This window comes from Oleomonas cavernae (genome assembly GCF_003590945.1).
GTDB lineage: Bacteria > Pseudomonadota > Alphaproteobacteria > Zavarziniales > Zavarziniaceae > Zavarzinia > Zavarzinia cavernae.
Genome location: NZ_QYUK01000016.1, coordinates 448,783 through 472,903 on the forward strand (window position 1 = coordinate 448,783; position 24,121 = coordinate 472,903).

The window sequence follows — 24,121 nt, forward strand, 5'->3', positions numbered from 1 at the left end:
CAAGACAAATTCCGCCGTTGCTGGTGCCAAGACACCGATTGCGACCCGGCGAAACTCGCCCGTGCGCCTGCGCGAAACAAGAGCGAAACGGGGGACAGGCCGCATTCGTTCATCGCCCATCTCTACCCGTGCCTGCGTCGTCGACTTGAAGGCCCGGCTGAGCCGCTGCCTCGTCTCTTGGGTCATGCGTTCTCCGCGCCGAGAACTGTCCCTTATTCTCGTGTCTCGATGAAGGGGGTCACTCCACCCCTATTTTCCCCTTCCTGGCCGAGACCAACGACAACCCAAAACCGTTCACCTGGACCGCCGACCCTAACAAAATAATCGCTGCCGTCAGGCGCGGGCACCAAGTGTTAGATTCTATCCACAAGCAGGCTATGACAAGCTAACGCTGATTGGCGTGCCTGGCAGCAACCCCTTCGACTTCGCAATGAGTTGACCTACAAGGTGCCAATAAACATCAATACCAGACAGCTCTAAGTTGTTTAATTCATCTGCCCCGCCAAGGAACAACGGCTTTTTGTACCCCACACATTGTACATATTGAGGAGCAACCCCGCCGCTATCTAGCCAGCGTTGATGGAAATCGCTAGCAAGCGCGGCGTCTTTGTATTCGATCAGTTCTTCGTCATGGAATGATGCGATGTTGCATGGCATTTCCAATGCTTCTCCCGTGCCAGGCTCCAACATAACAACGCCGGGTTGACCGCCCTCAGACCGCTCAGGATCGACCGCGAACACTCGCCCTAGCCAGTCAAAGCCGAAGCAGGTGATCCGACCCCCAAAGTGGGGAAAGGCAACCGCAACTCGAGCATTCCACGCGTTCACATCCGATGCCCGGATCACCCGGTAAAGCCCGCGCTCGAAGGAGCCACCTCCCAGCTGATCGATCAGATTGCCCCAACCCACCACCGACGAGGGCGATGCATTTCCGCCCCGACCGACCGAGAGAGCCGCATCCTTGGCAAAGATTCTTTGGAACATTTCGAACATCATCGGTTCCTAATTGTAACCTTGTTAATGACGGTCCCCGGCAATAGATTCTTAATCCTCTGTTGTATTTGCGCGCCCAGACTACGGTTCACACTGGAATTCAAGGGCCACATATTCGATAGCGTATCAAAACCACCGAGCTGCAAATCAATCGCGTGATCGATATCGTTGCCCGCAGGAATCTGATTTCCAGCACTTCTATACCTGCTGGCGGCGGACGTGCCTGAGCGCGTTGCCTGGCTCACTATCGTATCGCCTTCCGTTAATATCTGGACTTTTAGGTCAGCCTCCGCTCGTTGAGCGGCTGACCATCCTGGCTTGTAGGTGAGTGTGAGGTCAACGCCTTCTCGCTCTGCGGCGCGAGCCCCCTGACTGGCCGCATCCTCCCCTCCTCTAACAACAGGCCCCGCAATTCGTGAAAGCCCGAACAATCCAGCCCCTACCACAGCATCCTGGGCCATGTTGCCGATGGTAATTTCTTCACCCATCAATGCGCGGGTAGTCGCACCGCCAGCGACCCCGCCGGCCACCGCTCCGACACCCGCTTGGACAGCGAGACTTCCTCCCAAGGTAAGCCCGGCCATCCCGCCGGAGACAGCTCCTCCAACGCCCGCGGCACCGACCTGGCCCCAGCTTGTTACACTGCCGTCATTCCACACTTGAATTCCGATATCGACAGCGGCCCCGACGACAAAGCCACCAACAGCCCCAATACCACCTGCTATGAAATTAAAAATATGCCCGTTGGGGTCCGACTTGTTGACGGGGTCGTTGTCGGCATAGGCGTAGCGGTTGGTGCCGACGCCGGGGATGGTGGGGTCGAGGGTATCGGGCGAGACGAACCTGCCGATGACCGGGTCGTAGTAGCGGGCGTGGAGGTAGATCAGCCCGGTCTCGGGGTCGTGGCGCTCGCCGATGAAGCCCTTGGCGTCGCCCAGCGGGGCGCGGGGCTGGCCGTAGGGCGCATAGATCGGCCGCTCCTCCACGGCGCCGCCGGCATCGGTGGCCAGGCGGATCGAGGCCAGGTGGTCGCGGTGGGCCCAGACGATCTCGGTCGTGGTGGTGGCCCCGACGGTCTTCGTCACCCGGCGGGCGTCGGGATGGACATAGTCGGTCCAGGTCTGTTCCCGGATCCAGGTCCCGCCGATGCACACCGGCTTGTCCACCCCCTCCACGTCGTTGCCCAGGGTCAGGGTGGTCATCGCCTGGCTGCCGGCGCAGGCGGCGTCGGTGACGGTCCTGATCTTGCGCACGCGCTCACCGTCGGGGCCATAGCCGAAGCTCACCGTCGCGCCGCCCATGGCGATCGAAGACGGCCGGTTGGCACCGTCCCAGGTGAAGGCGCGGCCGCGCCCGGTGAGCATGTTGCCGGCGGCATCATGAGTCAGGGCGACCCCGTTGATCGCAGTCGGCGCATGGGGCCGGGGCGCGGTGCCGGCGGGATAGGCATAGCTGCCCACGCCGGTGGCCGAGGTGATGTTGCCGCCGATGTCGTAGGTGAAGGCCTGGTCGTAGGTGTCGGTGGGATTGTCGGCCAGGATCAGCCGGTCGAGGTCGTCGTAGGTGTAGGTCCAATCATCGGCGCCGCCCGTTGTGTCCATCTTGGTAATCCGCCCCGCGGCGTCGCGGGTATAGGTCGCCTCGTAGAGGGTGGCGGGGCCCTTGGCGGTCACCACCTTGTCCAGCCAGCCGCGCTTGGCACTGTAGGTGAAGGTGGTAGTGACCCCGTTGGCATAGGCCGCCACCGCCGTGCGTCCTGCGGCGTCGTAGGTCAGGCTGTTGATGAAGCCGGGGATGGTCTTCAACCGGCCGGCCTCGTCGTAGAGCCAGCCGCCGATGACGACCCCGTCGGGCGAACCGCGTGCCATCACCTGGCCATCGGTGTAATGGTCCGTGGCCAGGCTGACCGTCGCCGCCGGGTAGGTGGTGCAGGTCACCGTGTCGGCCGGGGCGGGCAGCGTCCAGCGCCGCAGCCGGAGCTGCCCGGCGGCACTGTAGGAGAAGCACTGGCGCGCGACGCCGTTCACCTGCCGGGTCAGCCGGCCGATGTTGTAGTGGGAGGGCACCGGCTCGTCGTAAAAGGACTTGATGGTCTCGTCGACCACCCCGCCCGACCGGGTCACGATCTTGCTGGTAACCCGGGACAGCGCGTCATAGGTCAGGTCCGTCACCGTGAGGCGGGCATCCTTTTGCTGGATCAGGCGCCCGGCCAGGTCATAGGTGTAGGTCCAGGTCCCCAGGTCGGGATCGACCGCCTTGGTGCGCCACCCCGCCTTGTTATAGGTGTAGCTCCACTGCGCCCCCAGCGGGTCGGTGACCCCGACGAGTTGCCCCAGCAGGTCCCATTGGTAGTTGGTGCGCACCGCGCCGCCGTTGAGGAAGCGGACCAGGGCGACTTGCCGGCCGCGAACGTCAAAGTGGGCGACCGTCGGGTGGCCCAGCGGATCGTAGGTGATCACCCGCCGGAAGGCACCAACCACGGTGCTGACGTCAAAGCCCACATTGATCACGGCGTTGTCCGGCAGCTTGGTCTGGATCACGCGGTTCAGCGCATCGAATTTGTAGGTCGTGGTCTGGCTGGTCGCCCCCGCGAAGTAAGGCAAGGTCTCGGTGACCACATTGCCGCGGCCGTCATAGCTCTTCCTGATGTAGACATCCTGCCCGGCGACGGCACCTTCCACGACGGTCTGCCAGGGCCGGCCGAAGCCGTCGAAGTAGACCTTTGACCACAAGTCGCCCGCACTGTTGTTGGGCGCCGGGCCGGCCAGGCGCAGGTGCTGCGAGGCCGGCGTTCCCAGGCCGGCATAGGCCCAGGTGGTGAATTGCCCGCCGGGCTTCACGACCTGGGTCGGCCGGCACAGCTTGTCGTAGGTCCAGGTGGTCGTCAGGCCGTTCACGTCGACCGAGGTTGACGGTTTCTGGCAGACTCCGGCCCAGGTCCCGGTCGCTACATGGCCCAGGGCATTGACGGTCCGGGTCAGGAACTGGTGGTAGGCCGCATCATAGGTGAAGGCGGTGACATTGCCGACTTCGTCGGTTGCCGTCAGGACATTGCCGTAGCTGTCATAGGTCCTGAGCTTGGTCGGATAGGCGCTGTCGAGAAGGACCCGTTCCTCGCGGGTTATATCCCCCCTGGTCGGCGCGGTGCTGTAGGCGCCGGCGCCGTCATAGAAGTAGCGGGTCTCGGCCAGGTAGGTGCCGGCGCTGCCGTCCGGATTGATCGGCGAGATCTGCTGCCGGTTGGGCAGGCTGACGATATAGGCGCTGGTATTGGGGGTGAAATAGAAGAAGGTCCCGCGCTCGTCGCCGGTGACATCGAGGTCACCCTTCTCGATCACCGAGGCGACCACGCCATAGGGGTTGAAGGTCCGCTCCTCGCGGGCCCTCTTCACCGTCGTGCCGTAGACGTCGTGGCTCTCGCTCGCGGTGTTCAGGGCGGTAAACGGCGCCGCCGCATCGTTGACGGTGTAGGTCTCGATCTGCCGGCTCAGCACGGTGCCGGCACCGTTCTTCACCTCGATCTGCAACGGCGCGCCGGCCGCGGCCAGCGACTGGCTGAAAGTGATGTCCACCGTTGGGCAGGCGATCTCGCCCACCGTGCAGGGCAGCTTTGCCGTCAGCCCGGCGAAGCCTAGAAACCGCCGCTCCGCCGCATGGTACCGGCCGCCCCGGTAACTGTACTCGGTACGGGCCACCCCGCCCCGGCCGTCCTCCTCGACGATCGCCGATACCGTCTGCTTGACGAACGGCATCTTTGTCCCCGCCGTCAGACCCCAGGCAGACGACGGCGTATATTCGATACGTGTCACGCCGCCCAATGGGCTCTTGATCGTCGTCAGCAAGTCCGGGATGGGACCCGTAGCGTAGAGAACCTGGCCATTGGAGAAATCAGAGTAAACATAGGGATATTCGGAATCAGCCTTGATGATATCCAGCTTTCCGTCGCCGTTGAAATCCGCGAATGTCGCGAGCCCCATGGACAGGAATTCAATTTTCTCCCAAGTTCCGCCGCCGCGGCTGAAAAATATTTCGGTCGGAAACGAATAGGTTCCAGATGTTCTCAAATTAACCAGATCAGACCGGCCATCCCCGTCGATATCCATGAGGGCGCTGTGGCAAAATCTTGGCCACCAGCCACCATACCACTGAAATCGTCCACATTCGATTGACGGCTGAATTGTCCCAGAGAAAATTAGCGACTTTCCATCGGTGTAAAAAAGATCCAACGGCGAAGCTTCTTCCAGATCATCGCCCTCATGATGATACAAACGAACCAGGTCAGACTGCCCGTCACCATTGATGTCACCCATGATATCGGTGCCATGGAAGTTCTTCGCTGGATCCGCAATATAGCTGAAATCAAAACGGAAATTTCCGTGATCCAGTGTGAACCTTTTTGCCTGGTAATTCTTCGAGTCCTCACCGACTTGGGATTGCATATTTAGTTCTGGATTTCCATCGCCATTAAAATCCGAAGGCAAATACGGGACTTTCAACACCGAAGTCCCGGTAAAGCCTTCAATGTCGGTATCACTAACAGAATAAGCGTATCCGCTAAATTTATAGATCTTTCTGTTGTTGATGCTGACCACATCATCTTTACCGTCTCTATCAAAATCATCAATTGCCAGGTTATATGCGGCGTACCCTTCATTCGCCGCAATATCATCCAGTTCAACTTTATGGAAAGAATACTTGTTTTCGGCAACGTCATATTCGGTGAAATAAATGAACAATCCATTATCGTAGAAAACAGTTACATCTGATTTTCCATCTCCATTAAAATCATGCGCACTGACCCCGTAACTCGGATATGTGAAATTTGATGGAGAAGAGTAGAGCGAAGCGTGACAATATATTGTTTCACCTGGAGGTGTGGCAACATTGCCAACTTTTGACGCTACATTGATCACTTCGCCGCTGAACGAATTTCCTTCTGAAATATGAATTTCAATTTTGCAGGTTGTATTCAAGACGTGCTGTAAATTTGTGACCGTCATCACATCGCTTTTGCCGTCACCATTGAAGTCGCCGGGAATATCGAAGGAAAGGTTATACGGCGGGTCGCTGTTGTGTATGGCGGCGCCTGCGGTGAATGCCACTTCCGAGTCCGTGTAAGCAAAGGTCGTGGGCGGCAGACTGGTACCCGAAACAACGCCGGTGGTCGCGTTGACCGTCCAGTCGGTACCGAATTGCTGCACCGAAACGAGGCGCTGCAGGCCCGTCGACGGACTTGCCTGGTAGGAGAGTGCATAGGCTCGGACCTTCGCCCCGCTGGTGCGGATCTCGATCCGCTGGAGGATGCGATCGAGCTTGGCCAGCCCCCGGCCCGTCGCTACCGTCTGATACGCCGGGTGATCGCCGAGGACGAAGCTGATTTCGGTCCCGTTGTAGGTGATCGTCGATGGATAGCACACCGGCAAGGTCCGGCAGGTGTAACTGTAGGTGACCTTATTGTTGTGCGGATCGATCACCTCCGCCAGCAACCACCGATAGCTGTTGCTGATCAAGGCGGGAACCGGATCGATTGCAATGGGATCTGTCACGGTGCCCCAGATGGACACGGGCTTGTAGATCGATTTCGTGCCGTTCTGCGCCGTCACCGTCCAGGCATTGCTTGCGAAATTGATCCGCTGGTAGCTTTCCCGCCGCGTCGCATGCGTGCCGCCCGTCGAGCAACTCGGGCTCACGACCCCGGTCACGCAGGCAACCAAACGCTCCCCGTTCAACTGATACTCGTCATTGGCATCGAAACGCGGCGTCCCGTTCACCGGCGCTGTCCGCACAATGTCCGAGACCCCGGCCAGCGACCAGCCGACACCCAGTAGCGCTGCGTTCAGGCCGCCCGCCCGCAAGCCGGCACTCGAATTGTACTGTAGCGACAATTGGGGCTCGAGCCCGTGGAACACCGGGACGGCAATCGCCACGGATTCGTTGAAATCGCCCATGGCGAAGCTCTCGGGCTTGCGCGGCTTGTATTCATAGAAGCTCGCCGTCGGCCGGGCCTGCATATCGCTCCCGGGGTCATCGGCGCTCGGGGCTGCGGCGGCCATCGCCGCCGCGGCTGGAGCAGATTCGTCTGTCGATTCCGCTTCGGGTTTTGCTTCGTCCTGTGTCGGCGCGGCCGCCGCTTCGCCGGCCTCGGTCGTAGCAGCCTGGTCCAGAACAGGCACCTCGACCACCGTTGGCGGTGCAACTGCCGATTCCGCCGCGGTGGCAGGTCCCGTGGTGGCGCTTTCCCCCTCCGCCCACGCTGGCGGTGCGATGGTCAGCCAGAAGAGGGCCAAGGCAACCCCCGAATTGCGCGCAAACCCCAGCTTCAGCGCACCACGATGCGCTGTACCGTCAAGCCCCTGCCCCATAAAGCACCCAATCAAGTTGCCCGAATACCTAGAGGGTATTTCTGATATACAACCTAAGCAAAGGGAAAATTGTTGCACTTCTCCAACAACGCTAGGAAACTCAAGGCGCAGGCAACAGTATGGTTGCGTTCCTTTCCCGCCCAGGTTCGCATCTGGCAGTCATATTCAATACAAGGCCCCGCAATGGCCCGACCCGAAGCGAATGGCGGCTTTAGCCTCGTCGAACTGCTCGTCGTCCTGGTGCTCCTTGGCCTCATCGGGGTCCTTACGGCTGGGAGCCTCCGCTTCGGCCAGCGGGTTTGGGAAGGTGTCGCTGCGAACAGCGAACAAGCCCAAGCAGCCCGGCAGACATTGGAGCAGGTAAGGGCCGTCATCGCCGGCGCGGTGCCCGTCTGGCTCGACCCCAAGGGGATACGAGGCGGGTTTGATGGCGAAGCCGATCACCTGTCTCTTCGTGGCCAGGGCCCTGACGGGCTTGCCAGCTATCAACTGGCCATCGGCAGCGATGGAATGTCCCGAAACACACTGACGATAAAATCGGTATCCCTGCTTGGGCCTGGCGGCGTGGAGACGAGAGCCTCCGCAGGGGAAATCCGGGCAGTCGCCTTCGCTTACCGCGCCGATGAAATCAAGCCCGGCCAATGGCTCTCCCGTTGGAAGCCGGAATGGCCGCTGCCTGATCTTGTTCGCCTGCGCTTTGCTGGGGAGACGCCCGACCTGATTATCCGTGTTGCGATTACACATCGCTCACCGTGCGCCGTCATACCGTCACCGTCTGGATGTCCTCAAGAACACGGGCCCAATCAGTGAGGCATTTTTGACAAAATTGGCAAAAAGACGGCCCGCCAGGGGGTCAAGCGAACGTGGCGTCGCACTGCTGATCGTTGTCGTAACGTTGGCCGTTATGTCTCTTATCGCTGCCGGCGTTATGGCCATCGTGCGGCAGGATCTGCTCGTGGTGCGCCGCGAGGCGGAGCGACTGGCAGCCGATGGCGCCATGGAAGGGGCGATGTGGACCGCTGCCAGCCGCCTGCTCGAAGCCACGGACCAAGCCGCGCTGGTGCAAGTGGCCACAAGCGGCACGGATATCATCGTGGGCAGTGTGACCGTTCGCACCCGGGTCCGCTTGGAGTCGGCAAAGCTCGACCTCAACCTCGCCGATGAAGAACAGTTCACCGCGGTGCTGCGCGCAGCGGGCGCTGGCGACGGGCAAGCCAAGGCCCTCGCCGCCGCGATCGCCGATTGGCGTGACCCCGACGATGAGGTCAGAAACGGCGGCGCGGAGCGCGAACAATATGCGGCGCAGGGACACCAGGACATGCCACCCAACCGTCCTTTCCTTGATGTCAGCGAGCTTCAGGCCGTCACTGGAATGCCGCCGCAACTCTATGCGTGTCTTCGGCCTTACCTCACACTCTATACAGATGGCCTCAGGGCTGATGCAGCCGATCTGATGCCCATGCTGCGCGAGGCCTTTCAATCGCCGACGGGAGCGACAATGGGCAGCGTCTCCGCGGCCCTTCCCCGGCGCGCAGCACTCGCTATCGAAACACGGATCGCCGACGGCGATGGTACGGACCGATACGCACGACAATGGATCATCCGCCTAACCGATCGGCGGGTTCGGCCCATCGAAATCCTCGACCGGCGCGACTTAGGCCCCATCGAGACGGCGGCCGAGGCGGCTTGCCCGCCGGGCCTGAGCCCGGTACGGCCGTGACGGGGTGTCTGCGCCAATGCCGGATCTGTGGACACAGGTAATGCCGGTGGTAGCCGCCCCTTCATCGGCAGTTTCCTGTCGGTGCTGGCGGTGCGCCTACCGGAGGGTCGCGGGGTGGTGGCCGGACGCTCCGCCTGTCCCGCCTGCGGCGCGGCGCTGCGTGCCCGCGATCTGGTGCCGGTGCTGAGCTTTGCCGTGCTGCGCGGGCGCTGCCGCGATTGCGGCGGGGCGATCTCGCCGCTCTATCCCGCCCTGGAACTGGGGGCTTTGGGGCTCGCGCTGTGGTCGCTCGCCGCCGTGCCGGGGCCGATAGTGTGGTGGAGCTGCCTGCTGGGCTGGGCCTTGCTGGCGCTGGCGGCGATCGACCTGCGCTGCTGGCGCCTGCCGGATGTCCTTACCCTGCCCTTGGGCGCCGCGGGGCTGGTTTTTGCAGAGTTGATGCTGCCCGGGCGCTTGGGCGAGCAGCTGATCGGCGCCGTGGCCGGGTTCGGCCTGATCTTCGCGGTCGATCTCGTCTACCAGCACTGGCGCGGGCGCATCGGGCTGGGCCGGGGCGACGCCAAGCTGCTGGCGGCCGGCGGCGCCTGGGTCGGCTGGGCGGGATCGGCGGGATCGTCCTGGTCGCGGCGCTGTCGGCCCTGGCCGGGGTCCTTGTCCTGCGCTGGCGCGGGGTCGTGGTGCGGGCCGATACGGCCTTGCCCTTCGGGCCGGCGCTGTGCCTGGGCATCTGGCTCACCTGGCTCTATGGGCCACTGCTGATCGGCTGAATTGCATTGCACGCGGGCGCCTGATCGCCACAATCTACGCGGGCACCAAGGATACAGAGTCGTGGCGTTGCGGGAGACACAGCCAGAGCCGCCGATTGACCTCGAGGCCGCCGTCCTGGCGCGCCTTATGGGCGAAGGCCATCTCGACGACGACGCGGTCGAACGGCTGCGCCGGGTGCGGGCGCGCAGCCCCATCGCCCTGGTTGACGCCCTCACCCAACTAGGCCTGATGGCCGAGCGCGACCTGGCCCGCCATCTGGCCCACCTGCTCAATCTGGGCTCGCCGATGCCGCCCGCCTGCCCGGCGAGCCGGTGGCTGCCGACCGGATCAGCGCCTATTTCCTGCGCGAACGCCGGGCCGTGCCCGTGGCCCTGGACGACGAGACGCTGACCGTCGCGGTGGTCGATCCCTTCGATGCCACCGTGGTGGACGGCCTGCGCCTGGCCGCCCGCCGCCGCGTGGCGGTGGAGGTTGCGACCGCCAGCGATATCGAGGAGGCGCTGGCCCGCCTCTATGCGGCCCCGGGGCAGCGGCCGGCACCATCGACGGCGACACCACTGAACTCGACCTCGCCCAATTGCGTGAGCGGGCCAGCGACGCGCCGGTGATCCGCCTGGTCGATGCCCTGGTCTCGCGCGCGGTGGAGGCGCGGGCCTCGGACATCCACCTGCAACCGCTGGAGCGGCGCCTGCGCGTGCGCCTGCGCATCGACGGCGTGTTGCGCGATTTCGATCCGGTGCCGATCGATTTGGCCCCCGCGATCACCTCGCGGCTCAAGATCCTGTCGGGCCTCGACATTGCCGAGCGGCGCCTGCCCCAGGACGGCAGCGTGAAGCTGGTGGTGCGCGGGCGCGAGATCGACCTGCGCATCGCCATCGCCCCCACGGTGAACGGCGAGGCCGCGGTGGTGCGCATTCTCGATCGCGGCCAGGTCACCCTGGACATCGCCGCCCTGGGCTTCGACGGCCCGGTGCGGGCCAGGCTGCTGCACCTGCTGGAGCGGCCCAACGGCATCCTGCTGGTCACCGGGCCGACCGGCAGCGGCAAGTCGACCACGCTCTATGCCGCCCTGCACCACCTCAACGGCCCGGAGCGCAACATCATCACGGTCGAGGATCCGGTCGAAAACAAGGTCGAGGGCATCGCCCAGATCCAGGTGAAGCCCGAGATCGGCCTGAGCTTCGCCCGGGTGCTGCGCTCGGTCCTGCGCCATGATCCGGACGTGATCATGGTGGGCGAGATCCGCGATCCCGAAACCGCGCAGATCGCCACCCAGGCCGCGCTCACCGGCCACCTGGTGCTGGCCACCCTGCACACCAACAGCGCCGCCGCCGCGGTCACCCGCCTGCTCGACATGGGGGTGGAAAACTATCTCATCGCCTCGACCGTCACCGGCGTGCTGGCGCAGCGCCTGGTGCGCGTGCTGTGCCCCGCCTGCAAGGCACCGGCCGACCAGGGCTTCCGTCCCGTCGGCTGCGGCCAATGCGCCAACACCGGCTATCACGGCCGCATCGCCATCCACGAGTTGCTGACCATGAGCGAGCGGGTGCGCCGGGCGGTGGTGGCCAAGGCGACCGCGGGCGAGATCGAGGCCATCGCCCGTGACGAGGGCATGGAGAGCCTGAACGACTGCGGCCGGCGGCTGGTGGCCGCCGGCGTGACGTCGCGCGCCGAAGTCGAGCGTGTCGCGATCGAGGATGTCTGACGATGAAACGATGCTGGTCGCAATACCGGGCAACGCGGGACCGGCACGGCGAGGCGGGCTTCACCCTGGTCGAGCTTCTGGTGGTGCTGGCGATCCTGGGGCTGCTGGTCGCCATCGCGGTGCCCCGCGTCATCGGCTACCTCGAAGGCTCGAAGGTCAAGACCGCGGAAATTCAATTGGCGCAGATCGAGTCGGCACTCGACCTCTACCGCCTCGACCTCGGCGACTTCCCCAGCGAAGCCCAAGGCCTCAAGGCCCTGGTCGAAAAGCCCGACGGCGCCCGCATCTGGAACGGCCCCTATCTGAGCCGCGCCGATGGCGTGATCGACCCCTGGGGCAAGGCGTATTTCTACAAACGTACGGCGGGATCAAAAGACTACAGGGTCTACTCGCTGGGGGCCGATGGCACCGAAGGCGGGGAGGCGGATGCTGCCGATATCTACGGATCAGCACTTCGCGGATGAGTCTATCTCTTTCTGAAATCAAGGTTCCTGCCAGCTGCTGGCATAAAGCCTGATCGTCACGACGCTCGCCAAGACTGAATCATCAGGCGCCGGTGCCAGCACATCGATCTCTATTCGGCGCAGCTCAACCCTCGCCCCCTCAGGAACGGGCTCGGCAAGTGTCACCTGTCGACGCCATCTGAGACGGCCCTTTGCCTCCCCTTCGAAACGGCCAAGAGCCGCGACCTCCCGCAACCCGACAGATTCGAGCAGCGATCGTGCCAGCATGAGGGCGTTTTCACGGCGTGCGCCCTGCCGAGACATGGCAGCGCTGGTCCCGAGGGATTGGAACAGGGCGACGCCAAGAACGGCAAGAATGGTGAACGCGACAAGGGCCTCGACGATGGTGAAGCCTTGCTCGCCCTTGCCCGTCGGGCGCGTATTCACAGCGCAAACTCGTTGGCTGCCAGCAGGCCCCCCACAACGCCCGCCATCAGTCCCGCAACGAGGCCGCCCAGGATCAAGGTAATGGCCGGCGGCAACAGGGTGGAGATCCGGTCCAGGGTGTGGCCGACCTCAACATCCAGGGTTCGCGCCGCTTCCTTCAGCATAGGCCCCAGGCGCCCTGTCTCCTCGCCGACAGCGGCCAGTTCGACCACGGCCGGCGGCATCAGGCCGGTTTCAGCCAGCGCCGGCCCCAGGCGACCGCCCCGCCGCACCTGATCGACCGCCACTCGCAACCGTGCCTGCATCGCGCCGTTGTGGATCGCCACGGCCGCCGCGGCCAGCGCACGGTCAAGCGACAATCCGCCGACCACGAGAGTTGCCAGGGTATGGCAGAAGCGAGCGGCGGCCGTGCGTCGCGGCAACCCGAACAGGAAATTCTGGCCCATGGCCAGACCGTCCATGCCAGCTTTAAAGGCGGGCAATCGCAAGGCGATCAGAAAGCCGACCCCGGCCACGACGAGCAAGATGCCGATCAACTCACCCCAGTCACGGAACAGGTGCCCGAGCGCCAGCACGACTCTGGTGGCCACGGGCAGCTGGGCACCGCCGCCAGCAAACAACGGCTCCAGACGCGGCAGGACCACGCCGAAGATCACCGTCATGGCGCCGGTCATGACCAGCAGCAAAATCGCCGGATAGGTGAGCATTGAGATCAGCCGCCGCTGAGTGGCCAGATCGCGCTCCACCCACTCGACCAGTTGGTCCAGCATGTCGGCCAGCCGGCCGCCGGCCTCGCCCGCGGCGACCGCGCCGCGCAGGGTCTCGGGAAACAGCGCCGGCGCATCCGCCATGGCATCCGACAAGGAGCGGCCGGCCCGCACGGCGACCAGCATCCGCTCGATAACGGGCGCATAGCGCGGCCGTGCCAATTTATGCACAACGCCCAGCGACTGAACCACAGTCAACCCGGCGCCCATCAAGGTTGCCAAGTTGCGCAGCACGACCAGCGTCTCTGCCGTTGGCCGATCGGAAGCCGAACCCATGAACCACGGACGATTCGCCTCGCCGCCGCCCGTCGCCGAGACGCGGATAGGGACCAGCCCTTGCACTATTAGGCGCTCAACAGCCTCCTCCCGCGAAACAGCAGTAAGCTGTCCGACCTTGGTGCCACCGTCCCGGTCTACCGCTTCATAGCGGAATGCGGTCATGATCATCCTTGGATTGCAGGACTCAGAGCGATACCCTGACACGGAGTGCGATCTGATGACCAGCACCTCCGTGTCCGGCGCACCTCCTTGCTGAGTGCTAGCAATGCGCGAGTCGGACTCCATTGTCGCCGACCGCGATACTCCCTGACCGTGGTCAGCGACAACGGGGCAGAACTGACCTCGACGGCCATTCCGAGCTGGTCGCTGGAGCGCTGTATCGAATGACAGTACATTAGCTGGAAGCAGTTCGCCGCGGCCTCCGAAACGTCCGCAATGCATGGCGTACCGCCCGATGTGTAGCGCCAGACAGACCGAGGCGGCTGGTTAACCGTGAAGGGCACCCCTCTCGACCTCTGGTTTCCGATCAAAATTGAAAGGCGAGTGAGAACTCGACATTGTCCATTTGCTGGCCGAGACCGATGATGCCTTGCTCCGGGTCTGCCTCGAAATGCGTGACCTCGATCCGCGGACGCCAATTGTCGCCGAAGTAGTTGAAGTCCACGCGCTGTCGCACACCCCATGCCTGGTTCTGGAAGTCATACAGGCCCAGAATCTCGACCGCGAGCTTGCCGTCATCGAAATTGTGGCTGAGAAGGAGGGTCGCGTAGTTCTGGACCGGGTGAAGCTTGGCGGCATAGGGGGCCTGGAACAGCAGATCCTCGCCGTTCGGCGTGATGACGGTGAACAGCTGGACACTGGTGAAGACACTCGTGTCCTGCCCCTCCCAGAAGGGCAGCCACAGGAAATAGTCGGCACCGATCATGAAGGAGATCTGGTCCCGCTTTGTCACGCTGCGTGACGGATCGACGATCAGCGCAGCGCTCCCTTCCACTTCGTCGCCGAACATCGTGACGGTGCGCGATCGATTGAAGGGCTTGTCGAATTCATAACTGAACTCGGCGCGTAACACCGGTGTAATCTCCTTCGGCCCCATCGGCAACTCGGCCATGTCGCGGGTATAGCTGGCGCCGACCAGTTTGCGGCGATAGCGATAGTCCAGATCGAATTGCACATTGACGGAACACAGAGGACCGGCACCGCCCGGGCAGCCCAAAATCGCCTGGGCTCCTTCGGCCGTTGGACTGCCGGAACCAAGATAGGGAATGTAGGCACCCTGGACGACGGCCTCGGTGATCTCGCTGCCGAGCGGAACCGTTACCATTGCATTCCCGCCGTCGTTCAGGGCATTGCCGACAACGACGGTGGCCCCTGCCAACTTGATAATTGGCAGTTCCTGATAGGCATAGAGTGCGTTGAGCGTCGCTTCGCCCCCTAAAACCTCGAACTTGAAGCGCGCACCGAGTGTCGGTTCTTCAAAGCCGAACCGATCGGGCTCCCGATCCGTCAGATGCGCCCCCACGAACGGGATCCCGGCACCCGATGCCTTGTCCGCCAGGAGGGGAAACGGCAGACCATACAGGCCGCCCGAGGTGGCATCGTCGGGCGTCGGGTTGTTGATGATGAACCGGTCGCGATGGTACTCCGGCATATAGATAAGCTCGAGCTTGGGCGCACGGATGCCCACCGCCTCAAAGGCGTCGCCCAGGCCCAACCTGGCGAGATCGATATCGCCTGCCACCATCCAGCTCGCGATACGGCTCTCATCAGGGTCACCGAGAATAAATTTCTGTCGCAGATCCTGTGCATGCAGCACGTCGAGCAGGCGGATACCGTCGGACTGGCCCCATGCCCTGACGAACTTGCCGACTTTCAGGGCGTACAGGTTTTCCGGGTCGGTGAACTTGACGGCCGCCTCGTGAATCACCTCGTCGTTGAAGTCGGAGAGGAATCGGTTCTGGCTGTCGCTGCTGCCGAATGGATCGTGAGCAGGGCTGGGCAACGGACCGGCGGGCCGGCCAGCGCCCCGCTCGTTGAGGTGATAGGCAAACCTGTCGGTAAAACCGGGCGAGGCATAATCCTGAAGGCCAGGTGCGGTCAGATCACCCCCCAGATCCGAATACCAATCGCCGCGCAGCCAAAAATCCCCGGTCACCGTGACATTGTCATGCGGCCGCCAGCTGGTGCTGAGCTCGACCAGATAATTCATCTGTCCGATTTCGGCGCCGCCGCCAACCTGGCTCTTGTCATAGGCGACGGCCACCCCCTGCTTCACGCGGCCCCCGACGGTAAAGTCATCGCCGATGGTGACCTCGGCCCGCGCGCAAGGTGATAGCCCCGCGATCAGCGCCAGGGCACTCGTGGCCACGAACAACTTTTTCATCGTTTCCCCCAATTTTAACGCGATCACAACACGACACCTGAATGCCAGTGTAATCGATTGGATATCAGCAGCCTGACATCATTTCATTCGGGATCAGTTACGCCCACATCGGACGCATTTTCAACGAAACAGAATGGTTAATGCTGCCGAAATTTGTCTTATGCTGCTGGGGAATAGATAGAACCTGTAGCGGTCCTGAGAACTCTTGCGTGCCTTTGGGCGAAGCAAAAAAATGCCCGTGCAAGCGAAGATAATTTTCGCTTGCACGGGCAGTTGAACACCGGTCGAGGAGAGTGGAGTAACCGGTGCGAATACGTGCTTGCCGGACTAGGGCCGTTCCAGCACCATGGCGATACCCTGACCGACGCCGATGCACATGGTGCACAGGGCCCGCCGGGCATCGCGCAGGCCCAGTTCGATCGCGGCGGTCAGCGCGAGACGGGCACCGCTCATGCCCAGGGGATGGCCCAGCGCGATGGCACCGCCATTGGGGTTGACGTGGTCGGCATCGTCCGGCAGGCCCAGTTCACGCAGCACGGCCAGGCCCTGGGCCGCGAAGGCCTCGTTCAGCTCGACCACGTCGATCTCGCCGATGCCAAGCTTGAGCCGCTGCAGCAATTTCTGCGAGGCGGGCGCCGGGCCGATCCCCATGACGCGGGGCGGCACGCCGGCCGTGGCGGCGCCCAGGATCCGGGCCCGGGGGTGAGGCCATATTTTACGATCGCCTCGGCCGAGGCGATGATCACGGCCGCGGCCCCGTCATTGACGCCAGATGCATTACCAGCCGTTACACTGCCGCCGTCGCGGAACGGCGTGCCCAGCTTGGCCAGTCCTTCAAGGGTCGTATTACGCCTGGGATGCTCGTCATCCTTGACGACGATCGAGGCCCCCTTCTTGCCGGGCAGCGTGACGGGAACAATCTCGGCAGCAAAACGGCCGGATTCGATCGCGGCCACGGCGCGCTGCTGTGACCGCAAGGCAAAGACGTCCTGATCGGCACGGTTGACCTGGTAATCGGCCGCGACATTCTCGGCCGTCTCGGGCATCGAATCGATGCCGTACTGGCGTTGCAGCAGCTTGTTGACGAAGCGCCAGCCGATGGTGGTGTCATAGACCGCGTTGTCGCGGGAAAACGCGCTGGCAGCCTTGGGCATCACGAAGGGTGCCCGGCTCATGCTCTCGACCCCGCCGGCGACGAAGAGTTCGCCGTCCCCGGCCTTCACCGCCCGCGCGGCCATGGCAATCGCATCGAGGCCCGAACCGCACAATCGGTTGACCGTGGTGCCCGAGACCTTCTCGCCCAGGCCGCCCAGCAGGACGGCCATGCGCGCCACATTGCGGTTGTCTTCGCCCGCCTGGTTGGCGCAGCCCAGGATGACATCGTCGACCGCGTCCCAGTCGACGCGGGGATTGCGTTCGACCAGGGCCTTGAGCGGCAGGGCTGCCAGGTCATCTGCCCGCACCCCGGACAGGGCACCGGCATAGCGGCCGATCGGGGTACGAATACCGTCGCAGAGAAAGGCATCAGTCATGGCGGCGATCAACTTTCTGGCAGAACACTGGATTTCAGGGCAGCGGACTGGCCGCGAAAACTCGCCACCGTCCGGCCGTCGCCGGCAGTGACGGACACGTCGTAAATGCCATTGCGCCCGGCCGAGGCGATTTCCGTCGCCGTCGCGACGAGGCGTTCGCCCAGGCGCGCCGGCGTCAGGTAGGTAATCGTGCAGCTTTGCCCTACGGTCGCGACATTGCGGGCATTGCAGGCAAAGGCGAAGGCGCTGTCGGCCAGGGTGAAGATCATCCCGCCGTGAACGGTGCCGTGGCCGTTGACCATCCGCTCGCCCGCCACCATCGCGACCACGGCCCGGCCCGGGCCCATGGCCTCGATCTCCAGGCCCAGGGACTGCGAGGCCGCATCCTGTGCCAGCATCGCCTGGGCGCAGGCCCAGGCCAGGGCCGTCGGCTCCACGGCTAGCGGCCCTGGAACCGGGCCGGGCGCTTGTTCAGGAAGGCATTGACGCCTTCGCGATAGTCCGCCGTCCGGCCCAGGCGCTGCTGCTCGTCGCGTTCAAGATCCAACTGTTCGTCGAGCGTATTGGTCGAGGACACCAGCAAGGCCTGCTTGATCGCCGCCAGGGCCGCGGTGGGCTGCTTCGCCAGGTGGCGGCCCAGGGTTGCCGCTTCGTCCAGCAACTTGTCGTCGTCGACCACTTTCCAGATCAGGCCCCAGGCCAGGGCGGTTTCCGCCGGCAGCACGTCGCCCAGCAGGGCGAGGCCGGCAGCGCGGGCCTGGCCCACCAGCCGCGGCAAGATCCAGGTGCCGCCGCAATCGGGCAGCAGCCCGACCCGGCAGAAGGCTTGCGAGAACTTGGCCGAGCGCCCTGCGATCACGATATCCGCCGCCAGCGCGATATTGGCCCCCGCCCCCGCCGCGATCCCATTGACCGCGGCAATGATGGGCAGGGGCAGCCGGCGCAACCGGCGCAGCAGGGGATTGTAATAGGTGCTGATGGTCGCCCCCAGGTCCGGCGGCGCCTCGCCCGGGGCGGTCGCCCGGTCGGACAGATCCTGGCCCGCGCAAAAGCCGCGGCCCGCACCGGTCAGGACCACGCTGCGGATCGTGGCGTCGCCTTCGATCGTATCGAGGTGAGCGGCCAGGACCTCGTGCATCGCGACATTGAAGGAATTGATCTTGTCGGGGCGGTTCAGGGTCAGCGTAGCCACGCCATCTGCCCTGTCCAACAGGACCGGTTGCTCTTGCGCCATGATCGTTCCCTCCCCAGGGATTTTAGTGTTGATGATCGAAGTCGACGACGACGCGGTCACCGGCCGGGTAGCTCTGACAGGTCAGGATGTAACCCCTGGCGATTTCATAGTCTTCCAGCCCGAAGTGGACATCCATGTCGACCTCGCCTTCGACGACATGGGCACGGCAGGTCGAACAGACCCCGCCCTTGCACGAATAGGGCAGCTCGACCCCCTGGCGCAGGGCCGCGTCGAGGATGGTCTCCCCTCCCCTGTCGATTTCAAATTCCCGCGCGCGGCCGTCAATGATCGCCGTCGCGTGAATGCCCGGGCCGGCTTGCACGGGGCGCGGGGCGCGCACCGGCTGGTCCGTCCCGAACAGTTCCGCCTTGATGCTGGTGCGCGGGATGCCGTGTTCTTCCAACACGGTCAATACCGAGCGGGTCATCGCCTCGGGACCGCAGACGAAGACCCCGTCCACATCGCCCACCGGGATCCAGCGGGCAAACAGCTCGGCACATTTGTCGGCGTCGATGCGGCCGTTGAACAGGTCGATGTCCTGCTGCTCCCGGCTCATGATGTAGATCAGGTTGAGTCGCTCCAGGTAGAGATCCTTGAGATCGCCGAGTTCCTGGCCGAACAGCACGCTGGAAGAGGAACGGTTGCCATAGACCAGTGTGAAGCGGCTGCCCGGCTCGGCAGCCAGCGTGGTCTTCATGATCGACAGAATCGGCGTGATGCCGCTGCCGGCCGCGAGAGCCAGATAGTGCCGCCGGGCAGCCGGCTCCAGGGGCATGTGGAAACGGCCCTCGGGCGGTGCCACATCAAGAAAAGCACCCGGCTTGAGCATTTCCTGCGCCCAGCTCGAAAACACGCCGTCGGCCACGCGCTTGATGGCGACCCGCAGCTGGCTGTCCTGCACGCCGGAGCAGATCGAATAGCTGCGCCGAACCCCCTCGCCGCCGATGGTGGTTCGCAGCGTCAAATACTGACCCTGAATGAACCGGTAGTCGGCGGCCAGCCCCTCCGGCACGTCGAAGGTGACAACGACCGCATCCCGCGTTTCCCGCTGGATGTCCTTGACCTTCAGTTGGTGGAACTGGCTCATCTTGTTCTCAATGACATTTGAAGTGGTCGAAGGGTTCCAGGCAGGCCTCGCAACGATAGAGCGCCTTGCAGGGCGTCGAGCCGAACCGGCTGAGCAAGGCTGTCCTGGACGAGCCGCAGCGCGGGCAGGCGATCGCCGGGGGCAACGGGCAGCCCACCGCGCTCGGCGGTGCAATGCCGTAGTGCAGCAGGGCTTCGCGACCGCGTGGGGTCAGCCAGTCCGTGGTCCAGGCCGGGGCCAGGCTGGTCTCGACCGACACTTGGTCGACGCCATGGCTGACCAGGGCCTCGCGCACATCGCGGGCGATCACCTCGGTGGCCGGACAGCCGGAATAGGTCGGCGTGATCGTCACTTTGATCGTCTCGCCCCTGGTTTCGACGGCGCGGACAATGCCAAGATCGACGACGGACACGACCGGAATTTCCGGGTCCATCACCTCGTCCAGCCATTGCCAGACCTGCGCTGTCGACACCGCGGTCACCAGCGTGCTCCCGGGAAACTACGCGGGATGTGCTGCATCTCGGCCAGGAGATAGCCCATGTGCTCGCTGTGTTCGCCGCGCCGACCGCCGCTGCGCATCCAGGCATCGGCCGGGACGGGCAAGGTCGCCTTGGCGAGAACCGCGCCTACCGTGCCCTGCCAGGCGGCCCGCAGGCCACGGGGATCGCAGGCGACCCCGGTTGCGGCCAGTTCCAGATCGACCGCATCGGCCTCGAACATCTCGCCCGTGAAGGACCAAAGGCGGCCCAGGGCGCGCTGTATCCGGTCGCGGCTATAGGCCGTGCCGTCCCCTAAGCGAACAATCCAGGCCGAACTGTGCGAGAGGTGATAACGCGCCTCCTTGAGCGACTTGGCGGCGATCGCCGCGATCCGCGGCTCGGTCGAGGCGCACAGGGCGGTCAGCAATTCGTTGTGCCAGGCGTCAAACAGAAACTGGCGCGCCATGGTATCGGCGAAGTCGCCATTGGGCTGCTCGACCAGCAGGAGATTGCGGAATGCCCGCTCGTCGCGCAGGAAGGCCAGGGTGTCTTCGTCACGGCCGGCACCTTCAACCTCGGCCGCCAGCGACAGCCACAGCCGCGCCTGGCCGATCAGGTCCAGCGCGATATTGGCGGTGGCGATGTCTTCTTCCAGCACCGGGCCGTGACCGGTCAGGGCGCCAAGCTGCTGCCCTAGAACCAAGGTATTGTCGCCCAGCCGCAGCAGATATTCGAAAAGTGCCATAATCTGCCCCTACATATGCTTCACGCCATTGGGCAGGTTATAGAAGGTCGGATGGCGATAGACCTTGGAGCGGGCAGGATCGAACAGGGCGTCCTTGTCGCCCGGCTGGCTGGCCACGATGTCGGCGGCCTTCACCACCCAGATGCTCATGCCCTCGTTACGCCGGGTGTAGACGTCGCGGGCATTGCCCAGCGCCATTTCGGCATCGACGGCGCGCAGGCTGCCGACATGCTTGTGGGCCAGGCCATGGCTGCTGCGAATGAACACTTCCCAAAGGGGCCACTCGGTCATCACGCTGCATTCCTCTGCTTCATGGCATGGGCCATGGCCGCCTCGCGCACCCAGGCGCCCTTTTCCCAGGCCTCCACCCGCGTGGCCAGACGTTCACGGTTACAGGGACCGTCACCCTTGACCACCCGGTAGAACTCGTCCCAGTCGATCGGGCCGATCTCGTGGTGGCCGGTTTCCGCATTCAGGGACAGCGCCGGATCGGGAATGGTCAGCCCGATCAGGTCGGCCTGCGGCACCGTCTGGTCGATGAATTTCTGGCGCAGGTCGTCATTGCCGTGGAGCTTGATCTTCCAGGCGGCGGATTGCGCGCCGTGGACGGACTCGCCGTCGGGCGGCCCGAACATCATCACCGCCGGCCACCACCAGCGGTTCAGCGCGTCCTGCGCCATCCGCTTCTGGGCCTGCGTCCCCGCGGCCAGCTTGGCCATGATGTCGAAACCCTGGCGCTGGTGGAAACTCTCCTCCTTGCAGACGCGCACCATGGCGCGGCCATAGGGACCGTAGGAGCAGCGGCACAACGGGATCTGGTTAATGATCGCCGCCCCGTCCACCAGCCAGCCGATGGCGCCGATATCGGCCCAGGTCAGGGTGGGATAGTTGAAGATGCTGGAATACTTGGCCTTGCCGCTGTGCAGCGCCTCGATCAGGTCATCACGCGACACGCCCAGCGTTTCTGCCGCGGCATAGAGGTAGAGACCGTGCCCGCCCTCATCCTGCACCTTGGCCAACAAGGTCGCCTTGCGTTGCAGGGAAGGCGCCCTCGTGATCCAGTTGCCTTCTGGCAGCATGCCGACGATTTCCGAATGGGCGTGCTGGGAAATCTGCCGCACCAGGGTCTTGCGATAGGTCTCGGGCATCCAGTCCTGGGGCTCGATCCGGACGCCGGCATCGATCCGCTCCTGGAAGGCGCGCTCGTCGCCCTCGAGTTCCTGCGCGGTGCGCAACCGCTCGACGCCGGTATCGACCATCTGTGCGTACATGTCAGGCCGCCTTTTCCGTCAGGGCATTGAGGGTCAGCAACTCGTAGGTGGCCACGGTCTCGGCATTCTGGTTGGTCACCTCGACGTCCCAGCGGACCTCGCCATACTGGGCATTGCGCGGCGCCTTCTGCTTCACGGTCAGGCGGACGCTGATCGAGTCGCCGGGCGAAACCGGCTTGAGGAAGCGCAGCGAATCCAGGCCGTAGTTGGCCAGGACCGGGCCCGGCGCCGGTTCGACGAACAGGCCGGCAGCGAAGGACAGGATCAGGTAGCCGTGGGCCACCCGGCCGGGGAAGAAAGGATTGGCCTTGGCCGCCGCCTCGTCCATGTGAGCGTAGAAATTGTCGCCGGTGAAGCCGGCGAAGTGCTCGATATCCTCGAGCGTGATCGTGCGCGAAGCGGTTTGCAGCGTTTCGCCCAGGTCGATGACATCGAAGGCCCGGCGGAATGGATGCTCGTTGGCGGTTACCTGCGCGGCGCCCTTGCTCCAGGCACCGGTCAGCCTGGCCAGCAGATTGGGCGATCCCTGCAGCGCGGTCCGCTGCATATAGGCACCCAGGCCGCGCACCCCGCCCAGTTCCTCGCCGCCACCGGCACGCCCGGGGCCGCCGTGGACCAGCCCTGGCATGGGCGAACCATGCCCGGTCGACTCGCCCGCACTGTCCCGGTCCACCAGGTGCAGGCGGCCGTGGTAGGGGGCGAGGCCGAAAGCCAGCTCGGCGGCGACCTCGACGTCATAGGTATAGATCGAGGCGACCAGACTGCCCTCGCCACGCCGGGCCAATTCGACCGCGTGGTCCAGGCCGCCATAGCCGATGATGGTGGCGGCGGGCCCGAAGGCTTCCACACTGTGGATCGCCGCCGCCTGGTCAGGACGGGTGGCGCGCAACAGCACCGGGCCGAGGTAACCGCCCTTGGCAGCATCGGCCCCCACCGGCGAGATCGCCTCGGGGTTGCCGAAAACACGCTCGGTCTCCGGCGCCAGTTCCGCCAGCCGTTCCAGCACGTCCAGGCGCTGGCGCAGGCTGACCAGCGGCCCCATGGTCACCCCGTCCGCGCGCGGATCGCCGACGACGACCCGGGCCAGTTTCTCCGACAGGGCCTGGCCGGTCGCCTCGACCAGGGCATCGGGCACCAGGATGCGCCGCACGGCCGTGCACTTCTGGCCGGCCTTGACGGTCATCTCGCGCGCAACCTCTTTCACGAAGAGATCGAATTCAGGGGTTCCAGGCTGGGCATCGGGGCCCAGCACCGCGGCGTTGAGCGAATCCCGCTCGGCCACGAAGCGGGTGGCATTGACCGACACCGCGGGGTGGTCCCGCAGCAGCCGCGAGGTCCCGATCGAACCGGTGAACGAGACCACGTCCTGGCCGGTCACATGATCCAGCAGATCGCCCAGGTTGCCGCAGATCAGTTGGACCGCCCCTTCCGGCAGGATGCCAGCGGCGACAATCAGGCGGAACATGGCGTGGGTGAGATAGGCCGTCTGGGTGGCCGGCTTGACGATACAGGGCACGCCCGCCAGCAGGGCGGGAGCGAGTTTTTCCAGCATGCCCCAGCAGGGGAAATTATAGGCGTTAACATGGACAGCGATGCCGTTCAGGCTGGTCAGGACATGGCGCCCGATGAAGCTGCCCCCTTGGACAGGGACACCGGCGCCCGTCGATCAGGATGCGGTCATTGGGCAGCTCGCGCCGGCCGAAACTGGAATAGGCAAAGAGCGTGGCGATACCGCCATCGATATCGATCTGCGCGTCACGCTTCGTCGCACCCGTATGGAACGACAGGTCGTAGAGCGAAGCCTTGTGCTCGGTCAGATACTGGGCAGGCGTTTCAGCAGATCCGCGCGCTGATGGAAGGTCAGCTTGCGCAGCGTCGGGCCGCCCGACCTTGCGTGCGTGCTTGG

General features: G+C 64.1%; 22 protein-coding genes. 7 read left to right on the forward strand and 15 right to left on the reverse strand.

The features are described from left to right. Positions 1–375 precede the first annotated feature (375 nt). Positions 376–993: a T6SS immunity protein Tdi1 domain-containing protein gene (locus D3874_RS27345; protein WP_119782894.1), complete on the reverse strand. Its 618-nt coding sequence runs from the start codon at positions 991–993 to the stop codon at positions 376–378. Then, the gene (locus D3874_RS27350) at positions 993–7,280 is read right to left on the reverse strand and encodes a toxin TcdB middle/N-terminal domain-containing protein (RefSeq protein WP_158596251.1); all 6,288 of its coding nucleotides are present in this window, start codon (positions 7,278–7,280) and stop codon (positions 993–995) included. Before D3874_RS27350 ends, D3874_RS27345 begins: the two co-directional genes overlap by 1 nt. Before the next feature lie 258 nt (positions 7,281–7,538). On the opposite strand from D3874_RS27350, the gene D3874_RS32320 reads away from it, so the two are divergent. From D3874_RS32320 to gspG, 7 genes are all read left to right on the forward strand, one after another. Then, a complete protein-coding gene (locus tag D3874_RS32320; protein ID WP_119782855.1) occupies positions 7,539–8,165 on the forward strand; it encodes a prepilin-type N-terminal cleavage/methylation domain-containing protein in 627 nt (208 codons plus the stop codon). A 118-nt stretch (positions 8,166–8,283) separates the two neighbouring features. After that, positions 8,284–9,075, forward strand: a complete 792-nt coding sequence (locus D3874_RS27360; protein ID WP_158596252.1) for a type II secretion system protein GspK — start codon at positions 8,284–8,286, stop codon at positions 9,073–9,075. A 27-nt stretch (positions 9,076–9,102) separates the two neighbouring features. Then, a complete protein-coding gene (locus D3874_RS27365) occupies positions 9,103–9,834 on the forward strand; it encodes a prepilin peptidase (protein WP_119782857.1) in 732 nt (243 codons plus the stop codon). 135 nt (positions 9,835–9,969) lie between these two features. Beyond that, on the forward strand, positions 9,970–10,233 hold the full coding sequence (locus tag D3874_RS28240) for a hypothetical protein (protein WP_147385888.1): 264 nt from the start codon (positions 9,970–9,972) through the stop codon (positions 10,231–10,233). Then, positions 10,155–10,451: a GspE/PulE/PilB domain-containing protein gene (locus D3874_RS27375; protein ID WP_158596253.1), complete on the forward strand. Its 297-nt coding sequence runs from the start codon at positions 10,155–10,157 to the stop codon at positions 10,449–10,451. Before D3874_RS28240 ends, D3874_RS27375 begins: the two co-directional genes overlap by 79 nt. Further along, positions 10,421–11,548 carry a GspE/PulE family protein gene (locus D3874_RS27380; protein WP_158596254.1) on the forward strand — a complete coding sequence of 376 codons (1,128 nt, stop codon included), beginning with the start codon at positions 10,421–10,423 and terminating at the stop codon, positions 11,546–11,548. Before D3874_RS27375 ends, D3874_RS27380 begins: the two co-directional genes overlap by 31 nt. A 2-nt stretch (positions 11,549–11,550) precedes the next feature. After that, positions 11,551–12,012, forward strand: a complete 462-nt coding sequence (gene gspG, locus D3874_RS27385) for a type II secretion system major pseudopilin GspG (RefSeq protein WP_119782861.1) — start codon at positions 11,551–11,553, stop codon at positions 12,010–12,012. Positions 12,013–12,030: 18 nt separating this feature from the next. Here the strand turns inward: gspG and D3874_RS27390 are convergent, their stop codons facing one another. The 13 genes from D3874_RS27390 to paaZ form a co-directional block, all read right to left on the reverse strand. Beyond that, a complete protein-coding gene (locus D3874_RS27390) occupies positions 12,031–12,438 on the reverse strand; it encodes a type IV pilus modification PilV family protein (RefSeq protein WP_119782862.1) in 408 nt (135 codons plus the stop codon). Further along, entirely contained in the window at positions 12,435–13,646 is a 1,212-nt protein-coding gene (locus D3874_RS27395; protein ID WP_158596255.1) for a type II secretion system F family protein, read from the reverse strand. Before D3874_RS27395 ends, D3874_RS27390 begins: the two co-directional genes overlap by 4 nt. Positions 13,647–14,010: 364 nt before the next feature. Further along, the gene (locus D3874_RS27400; protein ID WP_119782864.1) at positions 14,011–15,867 is read right to left on the reverse strand and encodes a DUF1302 family protein; all 1,857 of its coding nucleotides are present in this window, start codon (positions 15,865–15,867) and stop codon (positions 14,011–14,013) included. A 327-nt stretch (positions 15,868–16,194) separates the two neighbouring features. Beyond that, positions 16,195–16,518 (reverse strand): hypothetical protein, encoded by a 324-nt coding sequence (locus D3874_RS32575; protein WP_456306458.1) that lies wholly within the window; start codon positions 16,516–16,518, stop codon positions 16,195–16,197. Next, complete coding sequence (locus tag D3874_RS27405; RefSeq protein ID WP_456306459.1) at positions 16,434–17,399, reverse strand: acetyl-CoA C-acyltransferase; 966 nt, start codon at positions 17,397–17,399, stop codon at positions 16,434–16,436. Before D3874_RS27405 ends, D3874_RS32575 begins: the two co-directional genes overlap by 85 nt. A gap of 8 nt (positions 17,400–17,407) precedes the next feature. After that, positions 17,408–17,836 carry a hydroxyphenylacetyl-CoA thioesterase PaaI gene (gene paaI, locus D3874_RS27410; protein WP_233560099.1) on the reverse strand — a complete coding sequence of 143 codons (429 nt, stop codon included), beginning with the start codon at positions 17,834–17,836 and terminating at the stop codon, positions 17,408–17,410. Positions 17,837–17,838: 2 nt separating this feature from the next. Next, a complete protein-coding gene (paaG, locus tag D3874_RS27415; RefSeq protein WP_119781045.1) occupies positions 17,839–18,633 on the reverse strand; it encodes a 2-(1,2-epoxy-1,2-dihydrophenyl)acetyl-CoA isomerase PaaG in 795 nt (264 codons plus the stop codon). A gap of 22 nt (positions 18,634–18,655) precedes the next feature. Continuing rightward, the gene (gene paaE / locus D3874_RS27420; protein WP_119781048.1) at positions 18,656–19,720 is read right to left on the reverse strand and encodes a 1,2-phenylacetyl-CoA epoxidase subunit PaaE; all 1,065 of its coding nucleotides are present in this window, start codon (positions 19,718–19,720) and stop codon (positions 18,656–18,658) included. Positions 19,721–19,727: 7 nt separating this feature from the next. Beyond that, positions 19,728–20,201, reverse strand: coding sequence for a 1,2-phenylacetyl-CoA epoxidase subunit PaaD (gene paaD, locus D3874_RS27425; protein ID WP_119781051.1), 474 nt, complete (start codon positions 20,199–20,201; stop codon positions 19,728–19,730). Next, the gene (paaC, locus tag D3874_RS27430) at positions 20,198–20,944 is read right to left on the reverse strand and encodes a 1,2-phenylacetyl-CoA epoxidase subunit PaaC (protein WP_119781053.1); all 747 of its coding nucleotides are present in this window, start codon (positions 20,942–20,944) and stop codon (positions 20,198–20,200) included. Before paaC ends, paaD begins: the two co-directional genes overlap by 4 nt. A 9-nt stretch (positions 20,945–20,953) precedes the next feature. Beyond that, a complete protein-coding gene (paaB, locus tag D3874_RS27435) occupies positions 20,954–21,235 on the reverse strand; it encodes a 1,2-phenylacetyl-CoA epoxidase subunit PaaB (RefSeq protein WP_199699208.1) in 282 nt (93 codons plus the stop codon). Next, positions 21,235–22,215: a 1,2-phenylacetyl-CoA epoxidase subunit PaaA gene (paaA, locus tag D3874_RS27440; RefSeq protein WP_119781059.1), complete on the reverse strand. Its 981-nt coding sequence runs from the start codon at positions 22,213–22,215 to the stop codon at positions 21,235–21,237. Before paaA ends, paaB begins: the two co-directional genes overlap by 1 nt. 1 nt (position 22,216) lies before the next feature. Continuing rightward, positions 22,217–23,842: a phenylacetic acid degradation bifunctional protein PaaZ gene (gene paaZ / locus D3874_RS27445; RefSeq protein ID WP_274380661.1), complete on the reverse strand. Its 1,626-nt coding sequence runs from the start codon at positions 23,840–23,842 to the stop codon at positions 22,217–22,219. Positions 23,843–24,121 lie beyond the last annotated feature (279 nt).

Coding starts and splice junctions, on each gene's coding strand:
- D3874_RS27345 (WP_119782894.1), bottom strand. CDS start 993: ATGTTCGAAATGTTCCAAAGAATCTTTGCCAAGGATGCGGCTCTCTCG.
- D3874_RS32320 (WP_119782855.1), top strand. CDS start 7,539: ATGGCCCGACCCGAAGCGAATGGCGGCTTTAGCCTCGTCGAACTGCTC.
- D3874_RS27360 (WP_158596252.1), top strand. CDS start 8,284: ATGGCCATCGTGCGGCAGGATCTGCTCGTGGTGCGCCGCGAGGCGGAG.
- D3874_RS28240 (WP_147385888.1), top strand. CDS start 9,970: ATGGGCGAAGGCCATCTCGACGACGACGCGGTCGAACGGCTGCGCCGG.
- gspG (WP_119782861.1), top strand. CDS start 11,551: ATGAAACGATGCTGGTCGCAATACCGGGCAACGCGGGACCGGCACGGC.
- D3874_RS27395 (WP_158596255.1), bottom strand. CDS start 13,646: ATGACCGCATTCCGCTATGAAGCGGTAGACCGGGACGGTGGCACCAAG.
- D3874_RS27400 (WP_119782864.1), bottom strand. CDS start 15,867: ATGAAAAAGTTGTTCGTGGCCACGAGTGCCCTGGCGCTGATCGCGGGG.
- D3874_RS32575 (WP_456306458.1), bottom strand. CDS start 16,518: ATGGGGATCGGCCCGGCGCCCGCCTCGCAGAAATTGCTGCAGCGGCTC.
- D3874_RS27405 (WP_456306459.1), bottom strand. CDS start 17,399: ATGACTGATGCCTTTCTCTGCGACGGTATTCGTACCCCGATCGGCCGC.
- paaG (WP_119781045.1), bottom strand. CDS start 18,633: ATGGCGCAAGAGCAACCGGTCCTGTTGGACAGGGCAGATGGCGTGGCT.
- paaE (WP_119781048.1), bottom strand. CDS start 19,720: ATGAGCCAGTTCCACCAACTGAAGGTCAAGGACATCCAGCGGGAAACG.
- paaC (WP_119781053.1), bottom strand. CDS start 20,944: ATGGCACTTTTCGAATATCTGCTGCGGCTGGGCGACAATACCTTGGTT.
- paaB (WP_199699208.1), bottom strand. CDS start 21,235: ATGACCGAGTGGCCCCTTTGGGAAGTGTTCATTCGCAGCAGCCATGGC.
- paaA (WP_119781059.1), bottom strand. CDS start 22,215: ATGTACGCACAGATGGTCGATACCGGCGTCGAGCGGTTGCGCACCGCG.